The sequence below is a fragment of the Enterococcus italicus DSM 15952 genome (genome assembly GCF_000185365.1).
Lineage (GTDB): Bacteria > Bacillota > Bacilli > Lactobacillales > Enterococcaceae > Enterococcus_G > Enterococcus_G italicus.
This window is the reverse complement of sequence record NZ_GL622241.1, coordinates 1,637,127-1,651,932: the sequence shown is the minus strand read 5'-3', so window position 1 is coordinate 1,651,932 and position 14,806 is coordinate 1,637,127. Positions and strand designations below refer to the sequence as shown.

Below are 14,806 nucleotides of genomic sequence, written 5' to 3'. Positions count from 1 at the left end.
GGTTCTATCTTAGACTTATTTAGTGATTACAAGGCGATTTGTTGATTAAAGAAATCGGCGACGGCTAGTGCATCATCATTTGACTTAGTAATAATGACAATGGTGTCAAAACCAGCGATGGTCGCAACTTTGCCCGGAAGCGGGTAATCATCGAGACTTGCGGACAAGAGTTGTGCATTATTAGGAAGTGTGTGAAGCACAGTTAAAAATTGTGCGACATCTACTTTCGTCACAAATTCGTTCATTTGTCGGAATAATTCTTGGTGATCGGTCTGTTCCTCAGTTGCAGAGACTTCCGTAAACAATTCAAAACGCACAAGACCATCCTTATCGGCCTTCTTAACGATTTTTAAGTCGCGAATGTCTCGGGAAATGGTCGCTTGGGTCGCAGTAATATTCAGCTCTTTCAATTCAGCTAATAATTCCTCTTGGGTACGAACGGTTTTTTCTTGAATAATTCGTTTAATCACTTGATGACGTTCGGATTTCCTCATATGTGTTCTCCTTTGCATAAAAATTCATTTTTATTCTATCAAATCATATCAAAAATTTATTGAAATGAACAGAAAAAGAAAGAAAAGAATTGCTTGCAATTAGTCGATTGTTCAAGTATAATTTATCAGGTGTGATAGATTCACACAAATCCACATCTTATCCTGTCCGAAAAGTGGTGCTGATATTCAGTTCTTTGAGGAGTCATGGGAGAAGAGAGGAAAACAAAAACCAATTGGAGGAAACAAAAAATGGCAGTAATTTCTATGAAACAATTACTAGAAGCCGGCGTACACTTTGGTCACCAAACTCGTCGCTGGAACCCAAAAATGAAGAAATACATCTTCACTGAAAGAAACGGTATCTACATCATTGACTTACAAAAGACAGTGAAATTAGTAGATGCAGCTTATGACTACATGAAAGCAGTCGCTGAAGACGGCGGAATCGCTCTTTTTGTAGGAACAAAAAAACAAGCGCAAGAAGCAATCAAAGACGAAGCAATTCGTTCTGGTCAATACTATGTTAACCACCGTTGGTTAGGTGGAACATTAACAAACTGGGAAACAATCCAAAAACGTGTGTCTCGTTTGAAACAAATCAACAAAATGGAAGAAGACGGTACTTTTGAAGTCCTACCTAAGAAAGAAGTTGTAGGAATCAAAAAAGAACGCGAACGTTTAGAAAAATTCTTAGGCGGTATCGCTGACATGCCTCGTATTCCAGATGTAATGTACATTGTTGACCCTCGTAAAGAACGTATTGCAGTTCAAGAAGCTCAAAAATTAAACATTCCAATCGTGGCTATGGTTGATACAAACTGTGACCCTGATGAAATCGATGTAGTAATTCCTTCAAATGACGATGCTATCCGCGCCGTGAAATTAATCACTGCTAAAATGGCTGACGCATTTATCGAAGGTAACCAAGGTGAAGATCAAGTAGTTGAAGAAGACTTTGTAGCTGAATCAGAAGGCGAAGCAACTTCAATCGAAGAAATCGTAGACGTAGTTGAAGGCGATAACGAATCAGCAGAATAATTCATATTCATTGGAGCTGTTTCAAAGGCTAGGCGTAAGCCTGTTGCTCCTTTGAAACAGCTCTTTTTAAAAAGAACGAATGACATTTAGGAGGAAAACTAAAGATGGCTCAAGTAACAGCAAAATTAGTAAAAGAATTACGTGACATGACTGGTGTCGGCATGATGGATGCCAAACGCGCATTAGTTGAAGTAGAAGGAAGCATTGAAAAAGCAGTTGATTTATTACGTGAAAAAGGTATGGCGAAAGCTGCTAAGAAAAACGACCGTATTGCAGCAGAAGGTTTAGCTTCTGTAGCAGTAAAAGGCAACGTTGCTTCAATCGTTGAAATTAACTCTGAAACAGACTTTGTTTCTAAAAACGAAAAGTTCCAAGAATTAGTTAAAGAAATCGCAGAATTAGTTGCAGAACACAAACCAGCTGACTTAGAAGCTGCTATGAAATTACCAACAGCTAAAGGAACTATCGAATCTGATTTAATCGAAGCAACACAAGTAATTGGTGAAAAAATCAGCTTCCGTCGTTTTGAAGTTGTTGAAAAAGATGACAATTCAGCATTTGGTGGTTACCTACACATGGGCGGACGTATTGCTGTATTAACTGTCCTTGAAGGAACAACTGACGAAGCATTAGCGAAAGATGTTGCTATGCACGTTGCTGCAATCAACCCTCGCTACGTAAACGAAGCACAAATTCCTCAAGCAGAACTTGATCATGAAAAACAAGTTTTAACTGAACAAGCGTTAAACGAAGGGAAACCAGCGAATATCGTTGAAAAAATGGTTGTCGGCCGTCTAAACAAATTCAAAGCTGAAATTTCATTAGTAGACCAACCATTCGTTAAAGATCCAGACGTGACTGTTGCAAAATATCTTGCAGCAAAAAATGCTACAGTAAAATCATTTATCCGTTTTGAAGTTGGCGAAGGTATCGAAAAACGCGAAGATAACTTTGTTGAAGAAGTTATGAGCCAAGTGAAAAAATAATTCTGTTCTCAAAACAGAAGGGAACGCATGGAAATGCGCTCCCTTTTTTTTAAGAAAATAGTATTTTTTCTAAATCGTTCATTAAATAAGACGTGTAAAAAAAGTATATGGTAAAATAGAAATAGCATTAAGACGGAGGAATTAGGCATGGTAAAACCAAAGTATAATCGAGTAGTATTAAAATTAAGTGGTGAAGCATTAGCAGGTGAAGAAGGATTTGGTATTAACCCACCGACTATCAAAGAGATTGTCAAAGAATTAAAAGAAGTTCATGATTTAGGTGTGGAATTAGCAATCGTTGTCGGTGGTGGCAACATTTGGCGTGGTCAAATTGGTGCACAAATGGGTATGGAACGCGCTCAAGCCGATTACATGGGCATGTTAGCAACTGTTATGAATGCACTTGCTTTGCAAGATACGCTTGAAAACGAAGGTGTGCCAACACGCGTTCAAACATCGATTGAAATGCGCCAAATCGCGGAGCCTTATATTCGCCGACGTGCAGAACGTCATCTTGAAAAAGCACGGGTAGTAATTTTTGCCGGTGGAACAGGTAACCCTTATTTTTCTACCGATACTACAGCTGCGCTACGAGCTGCAGAGATTAATGCAGATGTTATTTTAATGGCTAAAAACAATGTTGATGGTGTCTACTCAGCCGATCCAAAAGTGGACAAAGCGGCAGTAAAATTTGAAGAATTGACTCACTTAGAAGTTATTGCCAAAGGTCTACAAGTGATGGACTCGACTGCAAGCTCACTAAGTATGGACAATGACATTCCGTTATTGGTATTCAATTTGAATGAACCAGGCAATATTCGTCGTGCAATTTTAGGGGAACATATTGGAACAACTGTAAGGGGGAAATAGTAATGGCAGATGCAATTTTAAATGAAATTAAAACAAAAATGGAAAAAACGGCTGAAAATCTACAACGTGAACTTGGACAAATCCGAGCAGGTAGAGCGAATGCAAGCTTACTTGATCGCATTTCAGTGGTGTACTATGGTGCGCCAACACCGATTAACCAATTGGCTTCAATCACAATTCCTGAAGCCCGTATTTTAATGATTACACCTTTTGATAAGTCAACATTAAAAGATATTGAAAAAGCAATTTTAGCTTCTGATATCGGTATCAATCCGACAAGTGACGGTAACGTGATTCGTTTGGTCATTCCTCAATTAACGGAAGAACGCCGAAAAGAATTAGTCAAAGAAGTGAAAAAAGAAACAGAATCAGCAAAAATTGCTATTCGTAATGCGCGCCGTGATGGGATGGATTCATACAAAAAGCAACAAAAAGCCGGAGACATCACGGAAGATGATTTGCGTACATCAGAAAAAACAATTCAAGAGCTAACTGATGCAAGCATCAAAGAATTAGATAAAATCGCAGCAAGCAAAGAAGAAGAATTATTAGAAGTATAATTTAACTTCCTTTAGCAATCGATTGAGCATCCGAACGTTTAGCGAAATAGCCTAGGTGCCATTCTAAAGTGGTACATTCCTTTGGATCATCTTGCTATTTCTCGTTCGGGTGTTTTTTATTTGGTCATCATGTCTTTTGATGAGGTACATAATAGCTAATTCAAGAACATTCATTGCACTTTCTTATTTTTTTCTTAAAAAAATAGCTAAAGTTCTTTGAATAGATCGTATTACTGGTTTATTTTCAATTAGATATAGCATAAAATGAAAGCACGGACAATTTTGAAGTTGATATAAGTGAGGAGAACGCAGTGGAATTTGTACACTTAACAGAACAAGAATTTATGGCGTTTGAACAAGCTCATCCGCTTGGTATGTTTATGCAAACGAGTTACCAACATGACCTAGTTGAGAAACGTCATTGGAAATCCGAATATGTCGGCGTGAAAGAAAAGCAACAAATTATAGCCGCGGCGCTTTTAAATAGTACTTCGATTTTTTTAGGAAAAGTTTTTGAAGTGGCAGGCGGACCGGTCATGGATTTTTCCAACGAACAATTAGTTGTCTTTTTTTTAGCAGAATTAAAAAAATATGCAAAAAAGAATAAGGGATTATTGTTAAAAATTGTCCCCAATCTTCATTCGGAAAAGTTTGATGATGAAGGAAAGATAATTGAAAAACTTGGCCAAGAAGCGGACAAAAATCTTAAGGCGGCTGGTGCAGTCTATGACAAGCATCAACCAATCGTTAGTTATGAGTTTATTAAAGATCTAGCCAATTTAGACGAAAAAAGTTTGATTGCTTCCTATAAAAAAGATGGCAAATATTACTTAAATAAAACCAAAGATTTTGGTATTCAATACCGGGAGCTTACTTATGAGGAATTACCATTATTTAAGCAATATACGCAATCGACCGCTGATCGGATTGGATTTAAAGATAAAGACTTGGCGTATTATCAAGAAGCGTTTGAAACATATGGCGATAAGGTGAAGTTTATTGTAGCGGAACTAAATCTAGTTAACTACCAAGCCAGTCAAAGCGAAGTGATGGGCGCCATTCAACTAGACATCGATAAGCTTGAGGCGGACTTACAAGAAAAACCAAATCACAAAAAGAAAAGAAATCAATTAAAAGAATTACAAGACCAGTTGAAACAACATCAAAAACGAATCAATGAAGCTAGTGAGCTGGTCCAAAAGCATGGTGAGACCATCATTTTATCTGGTGCGATGTTTATTATTCAACCACAGGAAGTGACCTATTTATTTAGTTTTACTAATGAAGAGTTTAAAAAATATTATGGTCCTTATGGTATTCAGCACCTAATGATGTCATATGCTGTGGCGCATCAAATTCCGCGATACAATTTTTATGGTGTGCAAGGAGTGTTTGATGGGTCTGATGGCGTTTTACGATTTAAGCAGTCATTTACTGGCCATACTTACAAATATTTGGGTATCTATACAATTATTACGAATCCATTTAAATACCGATTGGCGTCAAGTATCAAAAAAATACTAGGTAGAGCCGACTAACAAGTGATAGGAGCGAAAGAGATGTTGCGTTTTTTTCCGGAAAAGAAGAAATACAAACAAGAAGAAGCAGAGCATGCGTTTGATCCAACGCTGCCAGTTCCTGAGCATATCGCAATTATTATGGATGGTAATGGCAGATGGGCCCAAAATCGTCGTCTCCCAAGAGTAGCTGGCCATAAAGAAGGCATGGAGACTGTAAAAAAAATAACGAAGCATGCTTCGAAACTTGGGGTTAAAGTCCTTACACTGTACGCATTTTCGACAGAAAATTGGAAACGGCCGACTGAAGAGGTCGATTTTTTGATGCAGTTACCGGTCGATTTTTTTGATAAATTTGTACCAGAATTAATCAAAGAAAACGTCAAAGTCCACGTCATGGGGTACAAGGAGCATTTACCTGCGCATACTCAAAAGGCAGTCAAACGAGCAATTGATCAAACCAAAATGAACACGGGTATGGTCTTAAACTTTGCGTTAAACTATGGAAGCAGAGCAGAGATTATTACAGCTGTCCAAGAGATTGCATCAGAAGTAAAAGAGAATCAATTGGCTGTCGATGGTATTTCAGAAGAGGTTTTAGCGAAGCATTTAATGACGGGCTTTTTGCCTATAGAATTGAGAGATCCTTCGCTAGTAATTCGGACTAGTGGTGAAGAACGGATTAGTAATTTTTTACTATGGCAAATCGCCTATTCAGAATTCTTCTTTACAAAGGCGTTTTGGCCTGACTTTGATGATAAGCTATTAGAGGAGGCGATTGCGATTTATCAGCATCGAGATCGTCGCTTTGGTGGCGTGAAGGAGGAAAAGAAATGAGACAAAGAGTGATCACTGCTGTCGTGGCGTTGGCGCTATTTTTACCAATTGTATTTTTTGATTTTGGTGGTCAAGCAGTGAATCTTATGGCAGCAGTATTTGCTGGTGTCGGCGTATATGAATTATTTCGCATGAAACAACTGACGGTAGTGAGTATTGAAGGTGTTTTGGCGATTATTGGAGCCGTACTAATTGTATTACCTAAAGATCCTTGGTTTGCTTTCCTATCAGATACGACATCCAAGTACGCACTGATTTATTTCATTGTGATGCTCTTTCTTGGGTTATCAGTAATTTCAAAAAATACCTACACGATTGAGGAAGCTGCCTATCCAATTCTTGCCATGTTTTATGCTGGTGTTGGTTTTGAGTCCTTTGCTTTAGCGCGTTCATCTAGTGTAGTTGTTTTATTTTTTGGTTTATTTATTGTCTGGGCGACCGATATTGGTGCCTATATGATTGGCAGACAATACGGCAAACGAAAACTATGGCCAGAAATTTCACCGAATAAAACGATTGAAGGTGCCTTAGGTGGGATTGCTTGTGCGCTAGCCATTGCGATTGTCTATTTGCTTGTCTTTCCAGCGAATACGTATTTTGGGCACAATTATTTTGTCATGATTGGCTTAACGATTGTTTTATCGATTATTGGACAATTTGGTGATTTAGTTGAATCAGCGATTAAACGACATTTTGAAGTAAAAGATTCGGGAACGATTCTACCAGGACACGGGGGCATCTTGGATCGATTTGATAGCATGATTTTTGTTTTTCCAATGATGTACTTGTTAGGAATATTTTAACCAACGCCTCAGTTACTTGTATACAAGTGATTGAGGTCTTTTTGAGTGAACGTTAAATTCTCATTACAAAAAAGTGGTTTGATTGTGATTCTTTTTTTGTATGATAAAATAAACTGAATAGTCTATTGCCATAGAATAGAAAAAAGATCGAAAGCGAGGATACAAAATGAAGGCACTTTTAGTGTTCCTTTTTATATTTTCAATTGTTGTCGTTGTCCATGAATTTGGTCATTTTTATTTTGCAAAACGTGCCGGGATTTTAGTACGTGAATTTGCAATCGGAATGGGACCTAAGATTTTTTCTCATCAAGGAAAAGATGGCACGACTTATACAATTCGGATTCTTCCATTAGGCGGATATGTGCGGATGGCTGGATTTGAAGAAGAGGATGGATTAAAACCCGGGATGTTTGTCCAGCTTGTCTTGGATGAGCAAAACAATGTCATAAAAATAAATACGAGTAAAAAAATTCAATTGACCAATGCCGTCCCAGTGGAGGTCACTGCACAAAATTTAGTTGATGAGCTAACCATTACTGGATATGTTAATGGACAAGAGGCCGATGAGCAACAATTTTACGTGTCACCCATTGCAACCATTATTGAAGAGGATGGTACAGAAGTCCGTATTGCACCACGAGACGTCCAGTTTCAATCTGCCAAGCTTTGGCAACGAATGCTAACCAATTTTGCTGGACCGATGAATAATTTCATTTTGGCGGTCTTTTTGTTTTTTATTTTAATTTTGCTGCAAGGTGGCGTTCAAGATCCTCAGTCGACGAAAATAGGAAGTGTGGCGACTGATAGTCCGGCCGCCACAGCTGGCCTAAAAACAGGTGACACCATTCAAGAAATTAATGGTACGACGGTATCGAATTGGTCAGAGCTTACGCAAGCTGTACAAAAAAATGGATCTGATGAACTGACGGTTGTCTATAAAAGCGGAAGCCAGTCTAAAACGGTGACCATGACACCTAAAAAAAATACCGTGAATGACCAAACAGTCTACCAAGTTGGTGTTGGGATATCGATGAAAACGGGTATCATGGATAAGATAATTGGCGCGTTTACTATGAGTATCAATAGTTTTGTTCAAATATTTGTTGCTCTGGGTTCACTTTTAAAAAGCTTTAGTCTGGATAAACTCGGCGGACCAGTTGCAATTTACCAGATTTCTTCACAAGCTGCTACGCAAGGTTGGACGACGATCATCGGTGTCATGGCGATGATTTCTATGAACCTTGGAATATTTAACCTACTGCCAATACCTGCTTTAGATGGTGGCAAGTTGGTCTTAAATATCATTGAAGGCGTTCGTGGAAAACCGTTGAGTCAAGAAAAAGAAGGCATCATTACGTTGATTGGCTTTGGCTTTATGATGTTATTAATGATTTTGGTTACTTGGAATGATATTCAGCGCTTTTTCTTTTAATGGGGAAATAAAGGGAGAAAAAAATGAAGCAATCACACTTATTAGTGCCGACTTTACGAGAAACACCGAGTGAGGCCGATGTGCGTAGCCATCAATTGTTGGTTAGGGCTGGTTATATTCGGCAAATAGCGACAGGGGTATATGCTTATTTGCCTCTTGCACAAAGAGTTATGAAAAAAATTACTGCGATCATTAAAGATGAGCTAGATGCGATAGGTGCAAATGAAATGCAAATGCCGAATATCTTGCCTATGGATTATTGGCAAGATGATGCTTGTCGACGTCTTTGTACGTCATCTTTATTTGAAGTGAGTGATCGGAATCAAAGGCAATACATGCTCGCACCCTCGCAGGAGAAAGCATTCATTGAGCTAGTAAGAAATGAAGTGCAATCCTATAGAAAACTGCCACTGAAACTGTATCAAGTGCAGATGAAGTACCGTGATGAAAAGAAGCCAAAGTTTGGATTTTTGTATAGTCGGGAATTTTTAATGACTGATTTTTATTCCTTTCATGCCGGTGCAGTGAGCTTGGAGCAAACCTATCAGCAAGTAGAATCAAGCATCAAAACTATTTTGGCTCGATGTGGGCTAACGTATCATCTCGTATTGGGCCATACGAACCGAGTAGGCATTGAAAAAGTCAAAGAGTTTATGGCCTTAGCATCATTTGGAGATGAACAACTTTGTTTATCAGACCAAGGTACATACGTTGCCACTTTAGACTTAGCAGAAGCAAAATACCAAGGGGAAACGTCGGACCAACCGCCACTACCGTTAGAAAAAGTAGCACAAACAGCGGACCAAGAAATAACCATTCGCTCTTATTTATATTTTGTTGATGAGCAGCCGACTCTGATAGTATTACGAGCCAGTGATCAGTTAAATCTGGAAAAGGTCAAGCTATTTTATCCCGAAAAACAAGTTATTCCAGCTTCAAAAGAACAAAAGCAACTGTATTTCGATGCGACGAATGGGGTGGTTACACCTGTCCATTCGTCACCTGAAATCACGGTTATTGCTGATACCTATCTACAAGATTTAACGAATATGACTTGTTATGCTGATGAAGAGGGCTATCTTTATCTGAATGTGAATAGTCCTCGTGACTTCCATATTTCGTCCTATAGTGATTTTCGGATGGTACAAGAAGGGGACTTAATGCTTGACGGTGAGGAGACGCTTCGCATTGAAAAAGGGCTGAAAATCGGTCATATGATGACCATGTCAAAAGAATATAGTCAGGCACTTTCAGCGCAGTTTATTGATGAAACTGGTCAAGCAGTACCCACTCGTATTTGTTATTGCAGTATTGGTGTGAGTCGTTTGCTCTCATTGATTGTCGAACAACATTGCGACGAAAATAAAATTCAATGGCCCAATACGGTAGCACCATTCGATGCTCATGTGGTTCCAATTGATTACCAAGATAGCGATCAGCAGCAACTTACCGATGAAATAGTTGAGCAAATGGAACAAGCAGAATACGAAGTTTTGTTGGATGATCGTGTTGAGCGTGCAGGTGTGAAATTTGCCGATGCGGATTTAATAGGCTGTCCAATCCGCATTACGATTGGAAAGAAAGCCAAAGAAGGTATTGTAGAAATTAAGCTTCATCAGTCAGGAGATTCGCTTGAAATACGCAAGGAAGAGTTAGTAGCAACGCTGGCTATTTTAACTCACACCAATGAATGAAAAGGAAAGGCTGTCGGGTATGGATTCCGTATTCGACAATTTTTTTTCGTTAAAGCAACGTTAAAAGCAAAAAAATGGTATAGTTTATACTGAGCATTTGACTAGAATGGTAAGGAGGCGTACTTTTTGGAAAATCAAAAAGCAAAATATGACATACTTCTGGAGCAAATGCAACTACCAGAATCAATTAAAAACACACCGCTCTTAAAAAGCGGACAATTAAAACAAGTTCTCGTCCATACCGAATCAAGAAAATGGACGTTTCAACTTTTATTTGCGGAAATTTTACCGATTGACCTGTATCAGATTTTTTTACAAAATTTAACTTTAGCTTTTCAACAAATCGCAACAGTCGAGTTACAGATAGAAGCGACAAATCATGCTTATGATGGCACACAGTTAGTTGAGTATTGGCAATTTATTAATGAAAACCAACCATTTGCTACACCGTTTATTCAGCAGGTAGTAAAAGACTGCATTCCCACTGTTGCAAATGATCAGGTGACCATTAAAGTAGCCAATGAATCGGCTATCTCTTTAGTAATGCAGCAGTATTTTCCAACCTTAGCTCAGCTGTTTCAACAAGCTGGCTTTCCGAAATTGCGCTTTGTCGCAGAATTTGATCAAACACAAGCACTGCAAGATTTAGAGGCGCACGAGGAACGCAAAAAAAACCAACAAGAAATTTTTATGAAGCAAGCTGCAGAGGCAGTTGCTTTGCATGAACAAAGAGCCAAAGCCGCAGAGAAAGATGGTCCAGCCTATGATGGTCCGATTGCGTTAGGAAGAGCTATTCCGAAAGAAGAATTAATTACACCAATGGGCAATATTTTGGAAGAAGAGCGTAGAATTACGATCGAAGGCTACATTTTCGATAAAGAAGTCCGCGAATTACGATCGAAAAGAAAAATTTTGATTTTAAAAATTACTGACTACACGTCTTCCTTTATTGTTAAAAAGTTCTCATCTGGTGAAAAAGATGAACAGATATTTGATGCAATTCAAACTGGAAAATGGCTAAAAGTCAGAGGAAGCATCCAAGAAGATACGTTTATGCGTGATTTGGTCATGAATGCCCAAGATTTGGTGGAAGTCACTCATGCACAACGAGTCGATCGTGCACCTGAGGATCAAAAACGGGTTGAACTACACGTGCATTCCAATATGAGCCAAATGGATGCAACAAATAAAGTCGGAGATTTCGTGGCCCAAGCAGCTAAGTGGGGACATAAAGCCATCGCTATTACCGATCATGGAGGCGCACAATCTTTTCCTGATGCTCACCAAGCAGCTAAAAAAGCCGGAATTAAAATGATTTACGGGGTAGAGGCAAATATTGTCGATGACGGTGTCCAAGTGGCATACAATCCAAAACCAACGCCACTAGCCGATGCAACTTATGTCGTCTTTGACGTGGAGACAACGGGACTGTCAGCTGTTTACGATACGATTATTGAATTAGCCGCGGTGAAAATGCACAAAGGGAATGTAGAAGCATCTTTTGATGAATTTATTGATCCTGGGCACCCATTATCGAATACTACCATCAATTTGACTGGAATTACGGATGAAATGGTTCGTGGGTCAAAATCGGAAGAAGAAGTATTGCGTCTATTTCGCGAATTTTCAGAAGGAGCGGTTTTGGTCGCACATAATGCGTCATTTGATATGGGCTTTTTGAATACTAGTTATCGAAAATATGGTATTCCTGAAGCGGAAAATCCCGTGATTGATACACTCGAGCTAGCCCGCTACCTTTATCCGGAATTTAAACGGTTTGGTTTAGGTGTCTTGTCAAAAAAATTCGGTGTAAGTCTCGAACAACATCACCGTGCGATTTACGATGCGGAAGCGACAGGGCATTTGGCTTGGATTTTTGTGAAAGAGGCAATGGAGCATCACAAGATGTTTTTACATGAAGACCTTAATCGCCATGTCGGCGGAGAAAATAGTTATCGGGCGGCGAGACCATTTCATGCGACGATTTTGGTACAGACGCAAAAAGGGTTGAAAAACTTATTTAAATTAATCTCAATGTCCAATGTCACTTATTTCCATGATAAGGTTCCTAGAATTCCACGCTCTGAATTAGTCAAGCTGCGTGAAGGATTGATTGTCGGATCAGGCTGTGACAAAGGAGAGGTCTTTGTTGCGATGATGCAAAAAGGGGTCGAAGCTGCGAAAAAGCTGGCAGAATTTTATGATTATATTGAAATCATGCCAAAACCCGTGTATGCACCATTAATTGAGCAAGAATTAATAAAAAACGAAGCTGATTTGGAAGAAATTATTACTAACTTAATACAAATTGGTGATGAATTAAATAAACCGGTAGTAGCGACCGGAAATGTCCATTACTTGAATGAAGAAGACAGTATCTATCGCAAAATACTGATTAATTCCATGGGTGGGGCCAATCCTTTAAATCGTCATAGTCTACCCAAAGTGCACTTCCGTACAACTGATGATATGCTGCGAGAGTTTGACTTTTTAGGTAGTGAGCGTGCACAAGAGGTCGTTGTGACCAATCCGAATGCGTTAGTCGACCGATGTGAGACAGTAGTGCCAGTCAAAGATAAGTTGTATACGCCTAAAATTCCTGGTTCTGAAGAAGAAATTACGCAATTAAGTTATACTCGAGCCAAAGAATTGTATGGTGATCCTTTGCCAGATATCGTAGAAAAACGCCTCGAAAAAGAATTGCATTCGATTATCGGTAATGGGTTTTCTGTTATCTATCTTATTTCTCAAAAATTGGTGCATAAAAGTAATCAAGATGGCTATCTTGTAGGTTCTAGGGGATCAGTCGGTTCTAGTTTTGTAGCAACAATGACTGGTATTACTGAGGTGAATCCATTAGCTCCGCATTACTATTGTCCAAACTGCCAGTACTCTGAGTTTTATGAAGACGGTTCGTTTGGCTCAGGATTCGATATGCCTGAAAAGAAATGTCCGAAATGTGATGCACGACTTAAAAAAGACGGTCATGATATTCCTTTCGAGACCTTTTTAGGTTTCCATGGCGACAAAGTACCAGATATTGATTTGAATTTTTCTGGTGAATATCAACCTGAAGCCCACAATTATACAAAAGTCTTATTCGGTGAAGATTATGTGTATCGTGCAGGGACGATTGGTACGGTTGCTGACAAAACGGCGTATGGCTTTGTAAAAGGCTATGAAAGAGACCACAATTTGCATTTTCGTGGTGCGGAAATTGACCGACTCGCTAAAGGTGCGACGGGTGTCAAGCGAACGACCGGTCAGCATCCAGGGGGAATCATTGTTATTCCTGATTATATGGAAGTGTATGATTTCACACCGATTCAATTTCCGGCAGATGATATTCACTCGGAATGGAAAACCACTCACTTTGATTTCCATTCCATTCATGACAACATCTTAAAGCTTGATATTCTCGGTCATGATGATCCGACAGTGATTCGTATGTTACAAGATTTATCTGGAATTGATCCGAAAACCATTCCGACTGATGACCCCGAAGTGATGAAAATTTTTGAAGGGACAGATGTCTTAGGTGTAACGCAAGAGGCTATCTATTCAAAGACGGGGACGTTAGGTATTCCTGAATTTGGAACACGGTTTGTCCGAGGTATGCTTGAGCAAACCCATCCGTCAACGTTTGCGGAATTATTACAAATCTCTGGTTTATCACATGGAACCGATGTTTGGTTAGGCAACGCTGAAGAGTTGATTCGTCGTGGTGAGGCGAACTTAGCCAATGTCATCGGCTGTCGGGATGATATTATGGTTTACTTAATTCATGCGGGCTTGGATGATGGGCTAGCGTTTAAAATCATGGAAAGTGTCCGTAAAGGAAAAGGTATTCCTGATGATTGGCAAGAAGAGATGCGCAAACAAAATGTGCCAGAGTGGTACATTGATTCTTGTTTAAAAATAAAATATATGTTCCCGAAAGCCCATGCTGCGGCGTATGTGTTGATGGCCTTACGGGTTGCATATTTTAAAGTGTATTTCCCGATTCTTTATTACTGTGCGTATTTTTCAGTTCGCGCGGCCGATTTTGATCTGGTGGCGATGAGTAAGGGAAAACAAGCAGTGAAAGATTTGATGAAAGAAATCAATGACAAAGGAATGGATGCCTCGACCAAAGAAAAAAATCTCTTGACCGTACTTGAACTTTGTAATGAAATGCTAGAGCGAGGGTATAACTTTGGGATGATTGATTTATATAAATCAGATGCTGAAAACTTTGTTATTGATGGTGATACATTGATTGCACCGTTTCGCGCTGTTCCTAGTTTGGGGCTAAGTGTTGCTAAGCAAATCGTCGAAGCGCGTAAGGATGGTCCATTCTTATCTAAAGAAGATTTAGCGAATCGGGGGAAAGTTTCGAAAACCTTGATTGAATACATGACAGATAATGGTGTCTTAAAAGATTTACCAGATGAAAACCAACTTAGTTTGTTTGATATGTTGTAAAAAAACAAGACAGAATGATGCAACACGAAGCAAAAAGACCGTAAAATCCAAAAAGTTATGTCTCAAACTTTTGGCGTTTATGGTTTTTTTTGCAGTACAAAACTGCTATTG

General features: G+C 39.1%; 11 protein-coding genes. 10 read left to right on the top strand and 1 reads right to left on the bottom strand.

The window, feature by feature from the left end; genetic code table 11:
* Nucleotides 1-26: 26 nt before the first annotated feature.
* Nucleotides 27-494 (bottom strand): arginine repressor, encoded by a 468-nt coding sequence (locus tag HMPREF9088_RS07635; protein WP_040366795.1) that lies wholly within the window; start codon nucleotides 492-494, stop codon nucleotides 27-29.
* Nucleotides 495-743: 249 nt separating this feature from the next.
* Here HMPREF9088_RS07635 and rpsB point away from each other — a divergent pair, with 249 nt between their 5' ends.
* The 10 genes from rpsB (at nucleotide 744) to HMPREF9088_RS07585 (ending at nucleotide 14,695) form a co-directional block, all read left to right on the top strand.
* Nucleotides 744-1,532 (top strand): 30S ribosomal protein S2, encoded by a 789-nt coding sequence (rpsB, locus tag HMPREF9088_RS07630; RefSeq protein WP_040366793.1) that lies wholly within the window; start codon nucleotides 744-746, stop codon nucleotides 1,530-1,532.
* A 104-nt stretch (nucleotides 1,533-1,636) separates the two neighbouring features.
* The gene (tsf, locus tag HMPREF9088_RS07625) at nucleotides 1,637-2,518 is read left to right on the top strand and encodes a translation elongation factor Ts (RefSeq protein ID WP_007208620.1); all 882 of its coding nucleotides are present in this window, start codon (nucleotides 1,637-1,639) and stop codon (nucleotides 2,516-2,518) included.
* 147 nt (nucleotides 2,519-2,665) lie between these two features.
* A complete protein-coding gene (gene pyrH / locus HMPREF9088_RS07620) occupies nucleotides 2,666-3,388 on the top strand; it encodes a UMP kinase (protein ID WP_007208619.1) in 723 nt (240 codons plus the stop codon).
* Nucleotides 3,389-3,390: 2 nt separating this feature from the next.
* Nucleotides 3,391-3,948 carry a ribosome recycling factor gene (frr, locus tag HMPREF9088_RS07615; protein ID WP_007208618.1) on the top strand — a complete coding sequence of 186 codons (558 nt, stop codon included), beginning with the start codon at nucleotides 3,391-3,393 and terminating at the stop codon, nucleotides 3,946-3,948.
* A gap of 311 nt (nucleotides 3,949-4,259) precedes the next feature.
* Nucleotides 4,260-5,486 (top strand): aminoacyltransferase, encoded by a 1,227-nt coding sequence (locus HMPREF9088_RS07610; RefSeq protein ID WP_007208617.1) that lies wholly within the window; start codon nucleotides 4,260-4,262, stop codon nucleotides 5,484-5,486.
* A gap of 21 nt (nucleotides 5,487-5,507) precedes the next feature.
* Nucleotides 5,508-6,302 (top strand): undecaprenyl pyrophosphate synthase, encoded by a 795-nt coding sequence (gene uppS / locus HMPREF9088_RS07605; RefSeq protein ID WP_040366788.1) that lies wholly within the window; start codon nucleotides 5,508-5,510, stop codon nucleotides 6,300-6,302.
* Nucleotides 6,299-7,105 (top strand): phosphatidate cytidylyltransferase, encoded by an 807-nt coding sequence (locus tag HMPREF9088_RS07600; protein ID WP_007208615.1) that lies wholly within the window; start codon nucleotides 6,299-6,301, stop codon nucleotides 7,103-7,105. Before uppS ends, HMPREF9088_RS07600 begins: the two co-directional genes overlap by 4 nt.
* A 166-nt stretch (nucleotides 7,106-7,271) precedes the next feature.
* A complete protein-coding gene (gene rseP / locus HMPREF9088_RS07595; protein ID WP_007208614.1) occupies nucleotides 7,272-8,537 on the top strand; it encodes an RIP metalloprotease RseP in 1,266 nt (421 codons plus the stop codon).
* A gap of 23 nt (nucleotides 8,538-8,560) precedes the next feature.
* Nucleotides 8,561-10,231, top strand: coding sequence for a proline--tRNA ligase (gene proS, locus HMPREF9088_RS07590; RefSeq protein ID WP_007208613.1), 1,671 nt, complete (start codon nucleotides 8,561-8,563; stop codon nucleotides 10,229-10,231).
* Nucleotides 10,232-10,357: 126 nt separating this feature from the next.
* Entirely contained in the window at nucleotides 10,358-14,695 is a 4,338-nt protein-coding gene (locus tag HMPREF9088_RS07585) for a PolC-type DNA polymerase III (RefSeq protein ID WP_007208612.1), read from the top strand.
* Nucleotides 14,696-14,806 lie beyond the last annotated feature (111 nt).